The 18280-nt window shown below is 44.7% G+C and carries 13 protein-coding genes; 5 read left to right on the forward strand and 8 right to left on the reverse strand.

Features of this window, described 5'->3' with window-relative positions:
- From ACFPIB_RS16575 to ACFPIB_RS16590, 4 genes are all read left to right on the forward strand, one after another.
- A complete protein-coding gene (locus tag ACFPIB_RS16575; protein ID WP_378018590.1) occupies positions 1-1515 on the forward strand; it encodes a SusD/RagB family nutrient-binding outer membrane lipoprotein in 1515 nt (504 codons plus the stop codon).
- Positions 1516-1541: 26 nt separating this feature from the next.
- On the forward strand, positions 1542-2198 hold the full coding sequence (locus ACFPIB_RS16580; RefSeq protein WP_378018591.1) for an immunoglobulin-like domain-containing protein: 657 nt from the start codon (positions 1542-1544) through the stop codon (positions 2196-2198).
- Between the two features lie 23 nt (positions 2199-2221).
- Positions 2222-2821: a lipid-binding protein gene (locus tag ACFPIB_RS16585; RefSeq protein ID WP_378018592.1), complete on the forward strand. Its 600-nt coding sequence runs from the start codon at positions 2222-2224 to the stop codon at positions 2819-2821.
- A 103-nt stretch (positions 2822-2924) separates the two neighbouring features.
- The gene (locus ACFPIB_RS16590; RefSeq protein WP_378018593.1) at positions 2925-3620 is read left to right on the forward strand and encodes a hypothetical protein; all 696 of its coding nucleotides are present in this window, start codon (positions 2925-2927) and stop codon (positions 3618-3620) included.
- 156 nt (positions 3621-3776) lie between these two features.
- Here ACFPIB_RS16590 and ACFPIB_RS16595 read toward each other — a convergent pair whose 3' ends face one another.
- From ACFPIB_RS16595 to lon, 4 genes are all read right to left on the reverse strand, one after another.
- On the reverse strand, positions 3777-4502 hold the full coding sequence (locus ACFPIB_RS16595) for an SDR family NAD(P)-dependent oxidoreductase (RefSeq protein ID WP_378018594.1): 726 nt from the start codon (positions 4500-4502) through the stop codon (positions 3777-3779).
- A gap of 400 nt (positions 4503-4902) precedes the next feature.
- Positions 4903-6306: an ATP-dependent protease ATPase subunit HslU gene (gene hslU, locus ACFPIB_RS16600; protein WP_378018595.1), complete on the reverse strand. Its 1404-nt coding sequence runs from the start codon at positions 6304-6306 to the stop codon at positions 4903-4905.
- A 183-nt stretch (positions 6307-6489) separates the two neighbouring features.
- Positions 6490-7527 (reverse strand): type IX secretion system protein PorQ, encoded by a 1038-nt coding sequence (gene porQ, locus ACFPIB_RS16605; protein ID WP_378018596.1) that lies wholly within the window; start codon positions 7525-7527, stop codon positions 6490-6492.
- A 52-nt stretch (positions 7528-7579) separates the two neighbouring features.
- A complete protein-coding gene (lon, locus tag ACFPIB_RS16610) occupies positions 7580-10090 on the reverse strand; it encodes an endopeptidase La (RefSeq protein WP_378018597.1) in 2511 nt (836 codons plus the stop codon).
- A gap of 251 nt (positions 10091-10341) precedes the next feature.
- Here lon and ACFPIB_RS16615 point away from each other — a divergent pair, with 251 nt between their 5' ends.
- Complete coding sequence (locus ACFPIB_RS16615; RefSeq protein ID WP_378018598.1) at positions 10342-12348, forward strand: OmpA family protein; 2007 nt, start codon at positions 10342-10344, stop codon at positions 12346-12348.
- 288 nt (positions 12349-12636) lie between these two features.
- Here ACFPIB_RS16615 and ACFPIB_RS16620 read toward each other — a convergent pair whose 3' ends face one another.
- From ACFPIB_RS16620 to ACFPIB_RS16635, 4 genes are all read right to left on the reverse strand, one after another.
- Positions 12637-13134, reverse strand: coding sequence for a DUF6702 family protein (locus ACFPIB_RS16620; protein ID WP_378018599.1), 498 nt, complete (start codon positions 13132-13134; stop codon positions 12637-12639).
- 111 nt (positions 13135-13245) lie between these two features.
- On the reverse strand, positions 13246-14556 hold the full coding sequence (gene rseP / locus ACFPIB_RS16625; RefSeq protein ID WP_378018600.1) for an RIP metalloprotease RseP: 1311 nt from the start codon (positions 14554-14556) through the stop codon (positions 13246-13248).
- A gap of 262 nt (positions 14557-14818) precedes the next feature.
- Positions 14819-15988, reverse strand: a complete 1170-nt coding sequence (locus ACFPIB_RS16630; protein ID WP_378018601.1) for a 1-deoxy-D-xylulose-5-phosphate reductoisomerase — start codon at positions 15986-15988, stop codon at positions 14819-14821.
- A gap of 521 nt (positions 15989-16509) precedes the next feature.
- On the reverse strand, positions 16510-18003 hold the full coding sequence (locus ACFPIB_RS16635; protein ID WP_378018602.1) for a GH3 auxin-responsive promoter family protein: 1494 nt from the start codon (positions 18001-18003) through the stop codon (positions 16510-16512).
- Positions 18004-18280: the final 277 nt, after the last annotated feature.

Raw genomic sequence — 18280 nt, forward strand, 5'->3', positions numbered from 1 at the left:
ATGAAAAGAAAAATATTTAATATAGGTTTAGCCGTTGCCATGATGTTCTATGCGAGCTCATGCGGCAACGATTTCCTGGATGTAAACACAGATCCAAACAATCCGCTTACTGCCCCTGCTGAATTAGTATTTCCGGCTGGTGTAGCTTCTACTGCCAGCGTTGTAGGTGGTAACTTTGCAATCTTAGGTGGAATCTGGTCGCAGGTTTGGACCCAGAACAACGGTTCTAACCAATACAAGACTTACGATGCTTACAACCTGCGCCCAACTGATTTCCAGAACAGCTGGGGTGAGTTATATGCCGGCGCGCTGAACGATTACAAATATGTGAAGGAAGAAGCTGATTCCAAGGCAAATAATAATTTATACCTGATGGCAACCGTAATGGAAACTTATACCTTCCAGGTATTAACTGACCTTTACGATGAGATTCCGTTTGAAGAAGCGCTGCAGGGCCTTAGCAACCTGACCCCGAAATACAACACTGGCCAGGAAGTTTATGATGGAATTACTGCACGTTTGACTTCTGCCCAAAACCGTCCAACTACCGCCACCTCTTTAATTGGTGACAACGATATCGTTTTCGGTGGTCAGATGAATAACTGGAGACAGTTTGCCAACACATTGCTTTTAAAGATCTACTTACGCCAGACCGAGGCTCGTCCGAGTGTAGCAGAAGCTGGTGTACGCAGCTTATATTCTGCCGGTGGAGATTTTTTAAGTACAGATGCTAAAGTAGATCTGTTTGTTGACCAAACCGGCAAGCGTAACCCGCTTTTCGAACAGGATCAGAGTGCTGCCTTAAATACTAACCAGAACTTAAAGGCTAGCACTACCATGTTCACTTTTTTAGATGCCAATGAAGACCCTCGCCTTGAAGCATTCTATATTGCAGGAAACGCTGGTCAGAAAGCATTGGAACAAGGAGCATTTAACACACCAAGCACATTGGTAGCGCCGCTTTCTGTTTCCCGTGCCAGAATTTCACCAACTGCACCAGTATATCTTATTTCAGAAGCAGAAAGCTACTTTTTACAGGCTGAAGCAATTGTTCGTGGCTGGGGTACCGGCGATGCACAACAGCTTTATGAAGAAGGCGTGAGAGCATCTTTTGCTCAGTTAGCTTCTGATTTCCCTGAGGTTGAAGATGTTGCCCAAGCAGATGTTAATGCTTTATTAGCTGGTCCATACGCCTTCCCTGCAACTGGTTCTACAGCCGATAAACTAAAAGCTATTATTACTCAGAAATGGGTTGCTTTAGGTGGTACAAAACAAGGTATTGAGGGTTACATAGAGCGTAACCGTACCAATATACCAGCTACCAGTGCAGTTGGCAGATCTACTGCTGCTGGTTATATTCCAGGTGAGTTTGTTTACCCGGTAGAAGGTGTAACCGGTAACGGTAAATTTGCTAAACGTTTATTAACTCCGGAAACCGAGCGTACCCGTAACCCTAACTCCGCCGGAGCAGCAAGCAAAACCATTACCGATCAGGTTTGGTGGGATGTTAATTAATTAACTGATTTAAAGATTTAGATATCATGAAAAAAAATAGTTTAAAATATTTTTTCCTGTTATTCGCGCTGCCGTTCTTATTTAGCTGCGAACGCGACTTAGAAACGGAAGGAATTTCCAGAATTACCAACTACCCGGTTTTCAATATGCCAGGTGATCAGTTTCTGTCAGTTGAGGTGGGTGGTACTTTCAACGATCCAGGCGTTACAGCTACAGAAGGTGGTGCTGAAATTCCAGTAACTAAAACTGGAGATGTAGTAGACACCAGCACTCCTGGAGTTTATATTATGAACTACACTGCTACAAATAAAGATGGCTATTCTGCATCTACTACCCGTTATGTTGGCGTGATTGCTCCAGATGCAGCAGCAGCTGATCTATCTGGCAACTACAAGCGTAATGCCGGTGTATTCGGGGTTTCTAAAGTAACCAAAGTTGGAGTGGGTCATTATACCACAGATAACGTAGGTGGTGTTGCAGTTGGCGGTCCGGCTACATCTCTCCATTTCTACCACACTACCGGTAACACGTTAGTAGGTCCGGAGCAGAACAATGGCACAGGTGTATTTGAAGTAGTTGACGCAACTTATTCACCTGCAGCTGGAGCAACGCCGGCATCTTATACCTGGACAGTAATTAACCCAGGATATGGTAACGCGCCGCGGACTTTCGTAAAACAATAGTCTTATTTAAATTCTGAAAAATCATGAATAAAATAGTTAGAAAAGTTTTTATGGTTGCATCCTTATTCTCGGCTGGTTTACTAACCAGTTGCGAAATGGATGATCCGGAAGTAGAGCGTACGGAAGTATCTTCAATGTCTGGAGAGTGGTTCGTAAAATACGAAGTACAGGATTCTACAGGTGCATGGGAAGATATTTCCGGCTATACCAAGCTCTTAACCTCCAGCACTTCAGCTAATACTGCTACTGAAATGTGGTTAGGCGATATTTTAAGCGACCCACGGGCAATTAACTTCGCAGATGCTAATTTCCGGGGAACTTTCTGGACTTACATGGTGAGAACTAATGTAGATCTTGGTTCAAAGACTTTTAATGCCAATGATAAAAGCATTGCAGTAGAAGCTGCAAAGTCTGAAACGCCTACGAAGCCTGCCGTGCCGGCAACCCCTTATGATATCAATGTTAAGATAACAGAGGGCCAGATAATTGAAGATGGATCTACGCCTCCATCTGGCGCCGTAACCGACAGCATTATTTTCAAAGTTGAATTTGAAGACGATCCTGGGGTAATCTATCGTGCTTCTGGTTATAAGAGAACCGGATTCCTGGAAGACGAGCACTAATAGTGTTTAAATAAAAAAAAGGGTGGCTGATTATTCGGCCACCCTTTTTTTTATGCTATTTTATTTTGATATTTAACATCAGATTAACTCACTTTTCTTACCCATGAAATCAATTTATCTTTTTATCTGCTTTTCACTTTTTATTGCTTTTGGATCACAAGCTCAAAATGCTACGCCTAACTTACGCAATCCTGTTTTAGATGAACAGTTTTTTATTGTGCGGGAATGGATAAGTCCTAAAGAGAAGTCTTTAAAAACAGTTTACCTTTTTGAAGCCTGGAACAATGGCACCATTTATTTAAAAAATAAGCAGACCATTAAAGGTTATAAATTGAATTATGATATGGAAAAAGATCTTATAGAGATCGAAACCAAAGATGGTATTAAAGTGCTACCGGGTAATCGGGTTAAGCAGTTTAACCTTGAAAAGCCTGGCCAATCAGACAGCATGCAATTTGTTAATACCGATGCATTTCCTGTTGAAAATGTTTACAGCTTTGGTTTTTACGAAGTAGTGAACAGTGGCCCTAAAATGCAGGTGTTAAAAAAAACCGATGTGGAAATTATCAGGGCTAATTATAATTTAATTACCAATAGTGGCTCTAAAACAGATAAAATCACTAAAAAGGAAAAGGTTTATTTAGCTGAAAACAATAAAGTTACTTTAATAAAAGGCAATAATTTCGAAGTATTTGGAAGGAAAGCAGATGCCGTAGAAAAATATGCTAAAACACATAAATTAAAATTAAAGCGCCCTGAAGATGCCGTAAAACTGGTTGACTATTACCATTCTATCTAGTTTTGAATGGCGTGGCGTAAATCGTTTAACTCTTAAATCAGCACAATCTTTCATTATTAAATAGTTAGAGTTAGCATAAATTTCCCTGGCACTGATTTCTGGGTAGACCTCACCAACTAATTACAAAAAATGCCCCGCAGAATTGCGGGGCATTTTTTATAGTTCATCTATCCGGCTAACTACTTTAAGATCTTCAGGTACATTCTGCAGCAGTTTTTTAAGCTTTTTCCCTACCGTTTCCGGTGTGGCCAGACTCCCGCTGCTTTTGTAGTTCTGAAATTTATCGAGCATGCTGAATTGCGTTTGTTTTGCGGAGCGGATCTGTTGCTGCATTTCGGTATCTACAATTCCAGGGGCGATGGAAAAGACTTTTACACTGGTTTTCCGTAGCGTTTGTTCTTCCTGCACCGTTTGCGAAAACAAGTCTAAAGCTGCTTTGGAAGCACAATAACCTGCCCAGCCATCGAGCGGATATTTTCCGGCGCCTGAACTGATGTTCAGGATGATCTTCGGCACATTTAAAGCGGCGTATTGCTGCAAAAATCCGTTCATTAAAATAGCTGGTGCAGTTACATTCACCGAAAATATGTAATCAAAATCTTGGGGCTGCTTCTCTCCTACGTAACCGATCTCGCCTAAAACTCCGGCATTATTTACCAGTACCATTTCTTCAGCATCCTTAAATTCAGGGAAAATTTCGGGCAGTTTGTTGATCAGTTCTTGCGTTTGGCTCAGATCGATATTTAAATGAAAGTAACGTGGTAAAGAAATAGTTTGATGACGTGAAATGCCTATTACGGTCGCGTTATTTTCCTGCAATAATGCTTCGGCCAGTGCTTTACCAATGCCTTTTCCCGTGCCAGTTATGATGTAGTATTTCATTTTTTTGATTGAATGAGAGAATTGATGAATCAGTGAATTAGAGAATGATATACGACTTTTTCGGTGCTTTTGCCTAGCGTTTTTCTGCAGCGGACTTTGAAATGTTGTCGCAATAACGTGCGGGCAGGTCAAGCCCTGTCCCTACCTGGTAAGCCAATTCTTTCAAATAATAAATTTTTGGTCACTTGAGCATGTCGCAGGAACTATCGCATACCGAACTTGCAATAAATTCCAATCAATTTGAATGTGAAGAATTTATCGCTCTTCGCTCAAAACTCGATTGTAATTTCCATAAGTTTCCTCGACAAGCTCAGAATGACACTTTGTAATTTCTTTGTAAATAAAAAACCTTAACCACTTTACGCGGTTAAGGTTTTTCGGGCTGAAAGCATAGCGTTTTCTAGAGAATATACTGGCTCAGGTCGCGGTTCTTTACCATATCTGAAAGGCGTTCTTCTACCATATCTTTGGTTACGGCTATGTGCGCGTTGGCCCCAATTTTATCCGGAACATCGAAAAGAATGTCGTTTAACAGGCGGCTCATTACGGTGTGTAAACGGCGAGCGCCAATATTTTCTACTTCAGAATTTACTTCAAAAGCAATTTCGGCCAGTTTTTCCAGGCTTTCGTCGTTGAAACTCAGTGTTACATTTTCGGAATCTAAAAGGGCTTCGTATTGCTTGGTTAAGGCATTTTTCGGGTATTTCAGGATCTGATAGAAATCTTCCTTGGTGAGGCTTTGCAATTCTACGCGAATCGGGAAACGGCCCTGAAGTTCTGGAATAAGATCTGACGGTTTAGCTACGTGGAATGCGCCGGCGGCTATAAATAAAATGTGATCGGTATTGATTACGCCGTATTTGGTATTTACTGAACTGCCTTCCACGATCGGCAAAAGATCCCGTTGCACGCCTTCGCGGCTTACATCCGGACCACTGCCGCCTTTGCCACTGGCACTGGCTACTTTATCTATTTCATCAATGAAAATTACGCCGGAATCCTGCGCCTTTTTAATGGCTTCGTCCTTCACTTCATCCATATCGATGAGTTTGGCAGCTTCTTCGTCCAACAGGATTTTGCGGGCTTCGGCAATGGTTACTTTGCGCTTTTTCTGTTTCTTTGGCAGCATGCCGCCAATCATTTCCTGGATGTTCATCATCGAAACATCGTCCATGCCTGGCGCCATTACGCCTATTCCCGGATTTGCCGTTTGTGATACTTTGATCTCGATCTTGCGTTCGTCCAGTTCACCGTTGCGGATCATGAGCCGGAATTTTTCGCGGGTGCGTTCGTTCAGTTCCTGATCGGTTTCGGGTTCTTTGTTTTCATTTTCCAGGAAACCAACGCTTGGCGCAACCCGGGCGGAAGGCTGGTTAACCGGCGGAATTAAAGCATCCAGAATAATATCTTCCACGGCCTGCGCGGCCTGCACTTTCACTTCTTCCTTTTTCTTGATGCGCACCATATTTACGGCCTGCTCCACGAGGTCGCGCACCATGCTTTCCACATCGCGGCCCACGTAACCCACTTCGGTAAATTTAGAAGCTTCTACTTTTACAAAAGGCGCATCGGCAATACTGGCTAAACGGCGCGCAATTTCAGTTTTGCCAACCCCGGTCGCGCCGATCATCAGAATATTATTCGGAACAATTTCTTTCTGCATTTCCGGCGAGGCGTGCATGCGGCGCCAGCGGTTACGCAGAGCAATGGCCACGTTGCGTTTGGCATCGTGCTGGCCAATAATGTATTTATCGAGTTCGGCTACGATTTGCGCCGGCGTTAAATATTGCGTTGAATCGATCATTAATTAATTGTTAAATTGCTTAATGGCTAAATTGTTAAATGGTTGATTGTTAAATTGCTTCATGGTAAAACAGTTAATATGCCCAGGTTTTTATTGCAAAAACGGTAGCGTTTTATACCCAAAAACTCAGATGCGTGACACACCTAACCGGTGTAACAATTTAGCCATTAAGCAATTAACCTTCTAATTAGATTTCTTAAACAAACCTTCCAGGGTGGTACTTACGGTGAAGAAATTGCTGGCGCCCGCTACGTGGTAATAGGCCCGGGTATAATCCAGTTCAAATTTCCGGATCCGGATCATGGCGCCGATGGACATACCTGCTCCGCCCGCTTTGGTTTCGGTGCGCAGCTCGCGGCGGCGCAGGTGATTATACCCGAAACGGACATTAAAGTTCTTGCTCAACATGAATTCGCCACCAACTACAAAATGCCGCGCCAACTTATCGCCGAAGGTTTTTCTGGGCTTAATTGGCTCGTTATTTTCATCGAGTTTGCCGGTAGCCGCAGTGTCTAAATAAACAATATCAAATTTGTGCAGGTGGTGCGCCGTGAGCGAGAATTTCAGCGGCATGTGTTCCAGTTTATAGCTCAGGCCCAACTGGGCATCGAAAGGCATGGGTTCACGTTCGCCGTTGTAGGTTTTTAACTGGTAACCGATATTTTTCAGCGCCAAACCTACTGTAAAATCTTTTTCCGGGTGCTTGAAAACGCCGCCCAGATCTACCAAACCGGCCACCGATTTATATTCGGCAATGCGGGAAACCGCCATTTTAGCAGTAGCACCCAACGTAAAATGATCGATGGTGCGGGCATGCGTAACGTTCAGGGTATAATCTACCACCGAAAATTCACCCATTTCCTGGCCTCCGGCATCGCGCTGCGTAAAATCGCCGTAGTTTAAATACTGAATGCCGCCGGCCCAATGGTTACCTTGTTTATTCGGAAAACTGAACGTTAAACTGTTCTGCCGGATATCGCTTAAATAATCTGTGTGGCCAAAGAAAAGCTGGTAATTCGTTTCTTTGTTCAGCAGCGCGGGGTTGGCGTAAAGCATGGTTACGTCGTGGCTTTGCGAAGAAACGTTTACGCCCCCAATACCAGCCGTTTTTGCACCGCCCGGCAAGTTCAGAAACCCAAAGCTCTGCTGCCCGCCAATCTGTGCAAAAACGGTATGGTTAAAGGCAAAAAAAGTAAAGAAAGCGTAAAAGATCTTCCGCATAAACTCTTTAGTAAAGGCTACCTGCCAATTGCTACACGCTCAAAACCCGCTTTTATTGTATTACTGCTACTTCAGAAGAAGGCGCCACCGGATCTTTGCTCAGTTCCAGGTTAAGTGGTTTTTTCACCTTTTCTTCCAACAACGCAAATTCAATTACTTCTTCCACCGTATCTACGTAGTGAATTTTCACATCTTTCAGATAAACCACCGGAATTTCGGAAATATCTTTCCGGTTTTTGCTGCACAAAATTATATCGGTAATGCCCGCACGTTTAGCTGCCAGAATTTTTTCTTTAATGCCGCCCACCGGAAGCACTTTGCCTCGCAGCGTAATTTCACCGGTCATCGCCATTTTAGGTCGCACTTTGCGTTGCGTGAACATGGAAGCAATGGACGTGAAAATAGCAATACCTGCGCTCGGACCATCTTTGGGAACGGCACCTTCCGGGAAGTGAATATGCAGGTCGTATTGATCGAACAAGCGGTAATCGATATCCAGCATATCGGAAGCGTGGGCTTTTAAGTAAGAAAGAGCCGTTACCGCCGATTCCTTCATCACATCGCCCAACTGACCGGAAAGCGTGAGTTTACCTTTACCTTTGCTCAGGATCGATTCGATGAACAAAATATCGCCTCCAACAGAAGTCCAGGCCAAACCGGTAACCACGCCTGCGGTATCGTTTTCCTGGTACATTTCCTTATCGAAAGTTTCCGGACCGAGAATTTTTACTACATCTTTGGCATCCAAAGTATGGTCGTAATCGTCTTCCATGGCTTTGGCTTTGGCTATGTTCCGCACCAAGGCACCAATTTTACGTTCCAGGCTTCTTACGCCCGATTCGCGGGTATAATCGTCGATCACTTTCTGCAAGGCAGCGTTCGTAATTTTAACGTCTTTTTCTTCCAGGCCATGCTCCGATTTTTGCTTTGGCACCAGGTGGCGTTTGGCAATTTCGGTTTTTTCTTCCAGCGTATAACCCGTAATATCAATGATCTCCATCCGGTCGCGCAGGGCGGGCTGAATAGTCTCTAAAGCGTTGGCGGTGGCAATGAAAAGCACTTTGGAAAGGTCGTATTCCACCTCCAGGTAATTATCTACAAAGGTGCTGTTCTGCTCCGGATCCAACACTTCCAGCAAAGCCGAAGACGGATCGCCGCGGAAATCGGAGCTTACTTTATCAATTTCATCCAGAATGATAACCGGGTTAGATGAACCTGATTTCTTGATCTGGTTAATGATCTTGCCCGGCATGGCTCCTACGTACGTTTTCCGGTGGCCGCGAATCTCTGCTTCGTCGCGCACGCCGCCCAAACTCATACGGATGTATTTGCGGCCCAATGCTTTGGCAATAGAACGGCCCAGCGAGGTTTTACCTACGCCCGGAGGACCAAACAAGCAAAGGATCGGCGCTTTCAGGTCATTTTTCAGTTTCAGAACCGCCAGATATTCGATGATGCGCTCTTTTACTTTTTCCAGGCCGTAATGGTCGGTATCCAGAATTTTTTTGGCGCGCTTCAGGTTGAAATTATCTTTCGTGTATTCCGCCCAGGGCAGTTCAATTAAGAATTCGCAATAGTTTAGCGCGATCGGGTATTCGGCAGCCTGCGGATTAATGCGGCCCAGTTTATCGAGTTCTTTGTTGAAATGTTTGGCAACGGTTTCCGGCCATTTTTTCTTGGCCGCAGCGGCGCGCAGTTTTTCAATTTCCTGATCCGGACCATCGAAACCGAGTTCATCCTGTAATACTTTAATTTGCTGGCGCAGGAAATAATCGCGTTGCTGCTGGTCAATGTCGGTGTGAACTTTGGTCTGAATTTCCTGCTTGATCTCGAGCAACTGGATTTCCTTCATCATCAGCTCCAGCAAGGTTGTGCCGCGTTCTACTCCATCGTTAATCTCAAGAAGCTTTTGTTTCTGAGCCACTTCCACGTTAATATTGGAAGAAAGGAAATGCGTTAAGAAAGCCGGGCTGTCGATGTTATCTAAAGCAATTTGCGCTTCCTGCGGAATTTCAGGGTTTAGTTTCAGCATTTTGGCGGCGGCATCTTTCAGACTTTGCACCAACGCTTTTACTTCGCGGCTGTTCTTGTTCGGGAAAGATTCTTTGATGTGCGAAACCTGCGCGGTCATGAACGGAATTTCCTGCAGCACTTTCTCGGTCCGGAAACGGCTCTGTCCCTGAATAATGATGGTGGTATTGCCATCGGGCAGAACCAGCATTTTCAGGATCTTGGCCATGGTTCCCACCTTGAACATATCTTCAACGGCTGGATCGTCGCTGAGAATATTTTTCTGGGCCACTACGCCAATAATTTTATCGCCCCGATAGGCTTTTTTCACCAACCGGATCGACTTTTTGCGGCTTACCGTAATGGGCAAAACAACGCCTGGAAACAAAACGGTATTCCGGATAGGCAAAATTGGCAGTGTACCCGGATGTTTGATCTTTTTGATGTCGTCGGTTTCCGGATCGGTAACTATAGAAATAAATTCCCCGCTATCGTCATCAGAAATATCCTGGAGCAACAATTGGTGGAGGAAATTAGGAGATCTGTTTATCATAATTTGCATAAAGCCAATGCCATAATGGCAGGCATATTTATTCAGCTTGCTTAGAATTTCGTAAATTACAAAAAACGCAAGACCTGTGCCAAGAAAAGCGGATTTAAATTAGGGCGAATAATTGGCAGCTTTTTAGTTTTTCTGGCTTGTATCCTACCGTTTTTCCGGCTCTGCTGCTGTTACGATTTAGTTTTTGTCAGGAAATATTATAAATTTGTTAACGTTTTTGCGAAGAAAAACGGGCACTACATATGAATTTCCGATTCCCTATAATACTGTGCACCTTTTTGCTGGTTTTGCTTGGCAATCCAGCCACGGCCCAGAAAACCAAACAGGTGCGGTTAAACAATAAATTGCTCACCGACTCTACCCGCCAGATAGCTCCCAAAGCCGAAGTTGCGATCGATTTTCCGAACGTAAATAAAATTCCGTATTACTACGATAAAAAAAAGCTGAAAGCGATCCGGAAATACGAAAAACGGAAGAACTGGCAGAAAACCCTTCCGCTTCTGGAAGCTTACGTTGGCAATTTCGGGATCGAGAATTTCTATAAAGATACCCAACTCATGTGGCGGCTGGCACAGCTATACGAACGCAAAAACCAACTCGATAAAGCGAAAGCTTATTACCAGCTTGTACTGAAACATCACCGCACCGATATCAGAAAAGTTCAGCTTTATTACGACTCACTGGAGCAAAAGGAAAAGGACTATTATGTGCCGCTCGATTACTATTATAAACTGGTAGAATACCGGAAAAACGTTACCAAATTCCTGCCGCCGAAAGGGGTGAACGTGAATATGGGTTACGAAATTAACTCGAAGGCCGAAGATTACGGTCCGGCGGTTATTTCAGAAAACAACCAGTTGATCTTCACTTCTAAACGTACTTTCCGCGGTTTAAATGCTGTTCCGAACGAAGATCTGTATTTCACTAAAATGGTGGACGGCGCCTGGGAAGAAGCACAATCTTTTGGCAAACCCATTAATTCTATCTGGAACGAAGGCTCGGCTTGCTTAAGCAAAGATGGCAAAACGCTGTATTTTGCGCGTTGCGAATGTCCGGATTGCCGCGGTAACTGCGACCTTTATATTGCACATTTGCTGGAAGACGGAACCTGGGGAAAAATAAAAAACCTGGGGCCGGAAATTAACAGCAAAGCCTGGGATTCGCAGCCCACGCTTTCTAAAAACGAAGACACGCTTTATTTTGCTTCTGACCGCTTAGGTGGTTTTGGCTTATCGGATATCTGGTTTACGCATAAACTGAAGAACGGAAAATGGGCACCTGCGCAAAATGCCGGCCCGGTAATCAACACCCGTGAAAATGAAGTAAGCCCTTATTTTCACCCGCTTTACCAGGTACTTTATTTCAGTTCGCGCGGACAGTTGCTCAATTTCGGTGATTTCGATATTTACAAAACTTACCGGGTTGGAAACCGCTGGCAGGAACCGCGCAATTTAGGGCCGCTGGTAAACGGCAAAGGCAGCGAATATTACTTCAGCATAGACGGCGAAAGCAAAAATCTGTATTATGCCAAAGCTGACCCAAAAGAACCGAAAAACCTCGATCTGTATTCCTTTCCGCTGCCGATGGAAGCGCACCCGCTGGCCGTAACGCACATTGAAGGAGTTCTAACCGACTCTGTTTCGAACAAACCCTTAACCGGTATCATTTCCATTATTGACCTTGATAACGGCGTGGAAGTGGCTTCGAAATACATTCGTCCGGACGGTACGTTTGATTTTGACCTGATCGATAATACGCGTTATACCATGCTTATTCAGAGTCCGGATTTCTTTAGCGTGGAGAAGACTTTTGACCTCGCTACCGATACCGTTTTCAAGGTGATGACTACCATGATAGACCACAGTTTGCCATTGATATTCAAGAACATTGAATTTGATGGTGGTAAATGGGACATTAAGAAAGACATGGAACCGATCCTGGACCGCATTGTGCTTTACCTGGTCGATCACCCTACGTTCCGATTAAAAATTGGCGGCCACACCGATAGCAGCGGCGACCCTGACCTGAACCTGGAACTTTCGCAGCAACGCGCCGACGCTATTAAAAGGTACCTGGCTAAGAAAGGAAAATTCAGCGAAGACCGGATCGATTCATTTGGCTACGGCAGTACCGAACCACTGAAAGACGAACTGACTGACGAAGACATGAAAATTAACCGCCGCGTAGAATTTAAACTGGTAAAACCGGAAGGCGAACAAAACCAGGAACAGCTACAGGGCTGGGACTAGTTAAATTGTTGTTCTCTAAAAAAAACCGCTGAAGTTCATTCGTAACTTCAGCGGTTTTTTGGTTTAAAAGGATAGCGTTTTTCTGCAGATAATAATTATTTTCTGTCATCCTGAGCGTGAGCGAAGGACCTTGTTAGCTGAAAGCAGGTAATTAATTTCTTTGCTGGACTTTTGGAACTCAAAAGTATAGCGTTTTGCAGGCGCTTTGTAGTTAGCATTTGTATCAGAAGCCAACAAGGCCCTTCGCTCACGCTCAGGATGACAATAATATCAAACAACTTTGGCAGGTTAAAGCAATGTTTTTGACACATCGCCTTCTTTAAAAATCAGGGTGTGTTTCTTGCCGTTTATTTCCAGATTGGTCAGGTTCATTTGGTCAGGATATGTTTCTAACAGCACCTGATTACGGAGTTTTGCCTGTTTTAATTCGTCGGGTTTAACCGCAATTTCGAGGAAAAGCCATTGGGCATCGGCTTCGGTTTCGAAACCTAAAAAGCGTTGCTGATAAGTTTGTTTAGCAGCATTTTCCAGCCGTAAATTCTTTTTCAGATAAGTTTCGAGTTGCTTTTTAACTTCTGCGGTCTGCTGCAAAGTTACAGGCTTTTGGGCTGCAAAAGATAGCGTTTTTTCGAGGTCGTCGGTAAAAACTTTGAGGGCAATTTCCAGGCTTTGAGTTTTAGCGTTGTATTTTATTTCGGCAATGCTGATGTGGTACAGATGCGCTTCTGCGTTTGAAAACGCTGCGAACAACACGAAAAGCAATGCAAAAATTCGCCGGATCTTCATTTCAAATATCAGCTTAAATTCAAAAACGGTAGGGCTTCAGGCAAAAAAACAGGAACGCACCGCAGCACGTTCCCGATTTATATTCTTCTAACGCCAGAAAGCTCCGGAATATTACATAAAAAGCTTAAATACGTCGTTGAAGATCGCAAAAGCCATTAAGCCTAACAGCAGTACCATACCAACTTTCTGTGCATTTTCCAGGAATTTATCGGAAGGCTTGCGACCGCTTACCATTTCGTAGGTCAGGAACATTACGTGGCCACCATCGAGCGCCGGAATAGGCAGGAAGTTCATGAAAGCCAGCACCATAGATAGCATACCAACAATAGACCAGAATTTCAGCCAGTTAAAATTTCCACCGAAAACTTTGGCAATTCCAATCGGACCGCTCAACGATTTGGAAGCCGAAACCTCGCCGCGGAAAATTTTCCCGAAGCCTTTGATATTAGCCGTTACGATGCCAAAAGCTTGTTTGGTACCGGCCGGAACCGCTTCGATCAGGGTGTATTCTTTGGTAGCGAATTTCAGTAAAGGCACCGGTGCAAAACCAATTTTACCATCGGAATCTACTTTTACCTGCAGCGTTTTTTCTTCGCCTTTGCGGTCAATAACCATGGGCACGGTTTTACCGGCGTTCGCTTTTAAAGCGGTCTGAAACAAGTGGAAATATGGCGTTGGCTGGCCATTTACGCTTACAAATTTATCGCCGGTTTGCAGGCCTGCATCCGCCGCATTTTCCTTGGCTACTACCTGCCCTACTTCGAACGGAAAAATGGTTTCCACGAAACGCGCATCGCCTTTGTCGGCCATGTGGTCCATTAAGTCTACCGGCACTTTAATATCTACCAGTTCGCCGTTACGCTCCACGGTATAATAACCGCCGCGCGAAAGCAATACATCCTGGTCATAAACATCATCGAAGTTCTGGAAAGGCTGGCCGTTAATTTTTACAATTTTATCGCCGGCCTGGAAACCCATTTGCTTGCCCAGGTCGTTTGGCAATACGCCATAACGCGCTTCGGAAGCTGGTAAATAACTTTCGCCGTAGTTGTAAGTAATAATGGTAAAGATAAGAATACCGGTAAGCACGTTCACGATGATACCGCCCATCATCACGATCAGGCGTTGCCAGGCTGGTTTCGCGCGGAATTCGTACGGTTCAGGATCTTTGGAAAGGGCAGCGGTATCTAAAGATTCATCTACCATACCCGAAATTTTTACAAAGCCACCCAGCGGAATAGCGCCGATCATGTATTCGGTTTCGCCGAATTGTTTGCTAACCACTTTCGGCGGAAAACCAATGGCAAATTTCTCGACGCGCATGCCAAACCATTTGGCCGTGAGCATATGCCCGAGTTCGTGTACTCCTACTAAAATTGTGAGGCCTAAAATAAGCTGGCCCGCCATGATCAATGCTTCCACTTAAAATAATTAATAATGAATAATTAAGAATTAATAATTGATTGGTAAATGTGAAAATGAGCAGCAAAACAACTTTTAAAAAACTTAAAAAAAAGGTTTGCAAGTTCCTCGTCCCCCTTTGGAGGGGGTAGGGGAGGATTTTTTAGGATATCTGATCAAATAATAAAATCTGATAAATCTCCTATCCTCCCCCTACCCCTCCAAAGGGGGACTTTTACCGTATATGCATTATTTCAATCAGCAATTAACAATCAACAATTCTTTAGTACTTCACCTTCAGCTCTTTGGCTAAGCGGCGCGTTTCGGCGTCGGTTTGCACGTAGTCTTCCAGCGAAGGACGTGCAATATACGCAACTTTGGCCATACAGCTTTCAATTAAGTCGGGCATCTGTAAAAATCCGAGCTCATCGTTCAGAAAAGCGGCTACCGCAATTTCGTTGGCGGCATTTAACACGCAGGGTGCGTTTCCGCCTTTGGCCAGCGCATCGTAAGCCAGTTGCAGATTCCGGAACGTTTCCAGATCGGGTTGTTCGAAAGTAAGCTGGCTGAAATTCCGGAAATCAAAACGGGGAAAATCAGATTTTAAACGGTTTGGATAGCCCATTGCGTATTGAATAGGCAGCTTCATATCGGGCAAACCCATTTGCGCTTTCATACTGCCATCTTCGAATTGCACCAGCGAGTGAATAATGCTTTGCGGATGCACTACTACTTCTATCTGCTCGTTTCTTAGCCCGAACAACCATTTCGCTTCGATCACTTCCAGGCCTTTGTTCATTAAACTGGCTGAATCGATGGTGATCTTGGCGCCCATGGTCCAGTTAGGGTGTTTCAGGGCTTGGGCTTTGGTTACGGTTTCTAAAAATGTTTTATTCTTTCCCCGGAACGGCCCGCCGGAAGCCGTGAGAATTATTTTCTCGATCGGGTTATGAAATTCGCCGGCCAGGCATTGAAAAATGGCGCTGTGCTCGGAATCTACGGGGTAAATGTTCACGCCTTTTTCACGGGCCAGCTTGGTGATCAGCTCTCCGGCAACTACCAGGGTTTCTTTATTCGCCAGGGCAATAGTTTTTCCGGCGTTTATAGCGCGAATGGTTGGCTGCAAGCCGGCATAACCTACCATGGCGGTTAAAACCAGATCTACGGTTTCCATTTCTACCACGCTGCAAATGGCATTGGCGCCGGAGTACACTTTAATATCGTGCGGGTCTAAGGCGTCAAACACTTCGTTGTAAAGCGCATCGTTGGCAATAACTACCGCGTTCGGTTTGTAGGCCAGCGCCTGCGCTATGAGTAATTTTGCGTTGTGGTTGGCGGTTAAAACTTCCAGCTCAAAACTTTCCGGGTTGGCTTCTATCACTTCCAGGGCCTGCGTACCGATGGAACCGGTGGAGCCTAGTATTGCAATTCTTTTTTTCAAGGTGTTATTCAAATTTAATCTTTTGTCATCCTGAGCGATAGCGAAGGACCTCGTTAGCGGTAGCAGTTTTTTGATCTTAATAGCTACCGTTTTATATTTGGGGCTGCCAAAATGCTTTACGCTTCAGGCAAATTTTTCTGCTGCCAGAATCAACCACCCCAACCCCTCCTGTCCAGGCGGGGAGCTGCTTTACTGCCAGGTTATAGCTTTGGCAGTTCTTCGGTTTTTTTCTTGTTGAGACAGGGCTTGACCTGTCCGCTCGCATTCCTGATCAAAGCCCCCGTACGCATTTCAAGAAAACGGTATCATTTTCATCCCAAAAAGTCAAAAACCTCAAACCTTCATTGCCGCCTGCTTTAGCGGACGGTTTTTAAACCTCCCCGCCTTAAAAAAGGAGGGGTTGGGGGTGGTTGTACCCACATTATCAAATTTTTGACTTTTTCAGCTCAAAAGCCTATCGTTTTTCCCATCATTTTGTCGCAATAACGTGCGGACAGGTTAAGCCCTGTCCCTACAAAATCCCGAATTCCAATTCAAACCTTCAGCAATCCTTCGGCTAAATTCCGGTCGTTGCTTAACCTGGGTACTTTATTCTGACCGCCGAGTTTGCCCTGGCTGCGCATGTAATCCTGGAAGGCGGCTTCGGGTAAAGCGGTTACTCTAAGCTGCGAAAGCACATTGCCTTTAATCAAGTCGTCGTAATAGCTGTTCAGTTTGCAGAGCTCGGTATTCAGCGTGCGTTCAAAAGCGGGCATGTTGGCAGGTTTCTTATCGAATTCGATGAGCCATTCGTGGTAAGATGGTTCGCCTTCGGTGGCACTGATGTGCGGGGCTACGGTAAATTCTGCTACCGAAATGCCGTGGAAATGCCGCAAAGTCTGGAACAAAGCTCTTTCTACTTCTTCGCCAATTACGTGTTCGCCGAAAGCAGAAATAAAGTGCTTGATGCGACCGGTTACGACTATTTTGTACGGTTTTTTGGAAACGAATTTTACGGTATCACCAATAGAATAGCCCCACAAACCGGCGTTGCTGCTTAAAACCAGCGCGTAATTCACCCCCTGTTCCACTTCGCCAATAGTTAAACGCGTCGGGTTTTCGTTGAAGAATTCGCTGGTTGGAATGAATTCGTAAAAAATGCCGCTGTTCAACAAAAGCAAAAGTCCGGAATCTTTCTGCGAGTTCTGGTACGCAATAAAGCCTTCGGAAGCCGGGTAGGTTTCAATGCTGTCTACGAATTTGCCGATGCTTTTGAAAAGTTTGGCGCGGTACGGATCGAAGTTCACGCCGCCGTAAACGAACAGCGAAAAATCAGGGAAAATATCTTTTATTTCTTTGCCGGTTCTGGCCTGGAGTTTATCGAAATACATCTGCACCCAGGGTGGAATTCCGGAAATTAAAGTCATCTGTTCGGGCAGCGTTTCCTCCACAATTTTATCGAGTTTGGTTTCCCAGTCTTCAACAATATTGGTTTCGAAACTTGGCATTTGGTTGCGGCGCAAATAACCCGGCACATGGTGGTTTACAATGCCCGAAAGCCGTCCGGTTTTAATGCCACCAACTTCTTCCAGTTCCGGACTACCAGAAAGGAAAATCAGTTTGCCATCCAGGAATTTGCTGTTGCCGGTTTCGTGAATGTAGCTGAGCAGCGCATTTTTTGCACCGTTTATGTGGTTCGGAATGCTGGCTTTGGTAATGGGAATGTATTTGGTGCCCGAAGTTGTGCCGGAAGTTTTTGCCAGGTAGATCGGTTTTCCGGGCCAGAGCACATCGGGTTCACCGTTTTTTACGCGGTCGAAATACGATTTCAGGCCTTCGTAATCGCGCACGGGCACGGCTTTTACAAAATCCTGATGCGTTTTGATGTTGCTGAAACCGTGGTCTTTTCCGAAAGCAGTATTGGCGGCCTTTTTAATAATATCGGCCAAAACAGCTTGTTGCGCCTGCACTGGATAACGCATCCAATCCTGGTCGCGGCTATTTACCCATGCGGCAAGCGGTTTACTTAAAGCGGCTTTTATTCCCATTCCGGCAGTTTTTTAGCCTGTAAAGATAGCGTTTTTGAAGGGAATTATTGAATTGTTGATTGTTGACTGATTGATCATGCAGAAAATATTTCACTTTGAAAGGAAGCTGAAGTTCTTTTGGGAAGGCATTTTAAAAAATGCACGATTAACTTCTTAGAAACTGTTTTAAAAGTGAATTAGCGGGATAAAAAAAGTACCCACTTTGGTTAAGAAAGTTATTCGACCAACTATTCAAAACCTCGGTGAGTACCCATCAAAAGAAAGAAAAACGGAAGAG

Source organism: Adhaeribacter terreus, assembly GCF_042657365.1.
GTDB classification, from domain to species: Bacteria; Bacteroidota; Bacteroidia; order Cytophagales; family Hymenobacteraceae; genus Adhaeribacter_A; species Adhaeribacter_A terreus.

What these genes read in the sequence shown, in the direction of transcription:
- ACFPIB_RS16575 (WP_378018590.1), top strand. Translation starts at nt 1, where the DNA reads ATGAAAAGAAAAATATTTAATATAGGTTTAGCCGTTGCCATGATGTTC.
- ACFPIB_RS16580 (WP_378018591.1), top strand. Translation starts at nt 1,542, where the DNA reads ATGAAAAAAAATAGTTTAAAATATTTTTTCCTGTTATTCGCGCTGCCG.
- ACFPIB_RS16585 (WP_378018592.1), top strand. Translation starts at nt 2,222, where the DNA reads ATGAATAAAATAGTTAGAAAAGTTTTTATGGTTGCATCCTTATTCTCG.
- ACFPIB_RS16590 (WP_378018593.1), top strand. Translation starts at nt 2,925, where the DNA reads ATGAAATCAATTTATCTTTTTATCTGCTTTTCACTTTTTATTGCTTTT.
- ACFPIB_RS16595 (WP_378018594.1), bottom strand. Translation starts at nt 4,502, where the DNA reads ATGAAATACTACATCATAACTGGCACGGGAAAAGGCATTGGTAAAGCA.
- hslU (WP_378018595.1), bottom strand. Translation starts at nt 6,306, where the DNA reads ATGATCGATTCAACGCAATATTTAACGCCGGCGCAAATCGTAGCCGAA.
- porQ (WP_378018596.1), bottom strand. Translation starts at nt 7,527, where the DNA reads ATGCGGAAGATCTTTTACGCTTTCTTTACTTTTTTTGCCTTTAACCAT.
- lon (WP_378018597.1), bottom strand. Translation starts at nt 10,090, where the DNA reads ATGATAAACAGATCTCCTAATTTCCTCCACCAATTGTTGCTCCAGGAT.
- ACFPIB_RS16615 (WP_378018598.1), top strand. Translation starts at nt 10,342, where the DNA reads ATGAATTTCCGATTCCCTATAATACTGTGCACCTTTTTGCTGGTTTTG.
- ACFPIB_RS16620 (WP_378018599.1), bottom strand. Translation starts at nt 13,134, where the DNA reads ATGAAGATCCGGCGAATTTTTGCATTGCTTTTCGTGTTGTTCGCAGCG.
- ACFPIB_RS16635 (WP_378018602.1), bottom strand. Translation starts at nt 18,003, where the DNA reads ATGGGAATAAAAGCCGCTTTAAGTAAACCGCTTGCCGCATGGGTAAAT.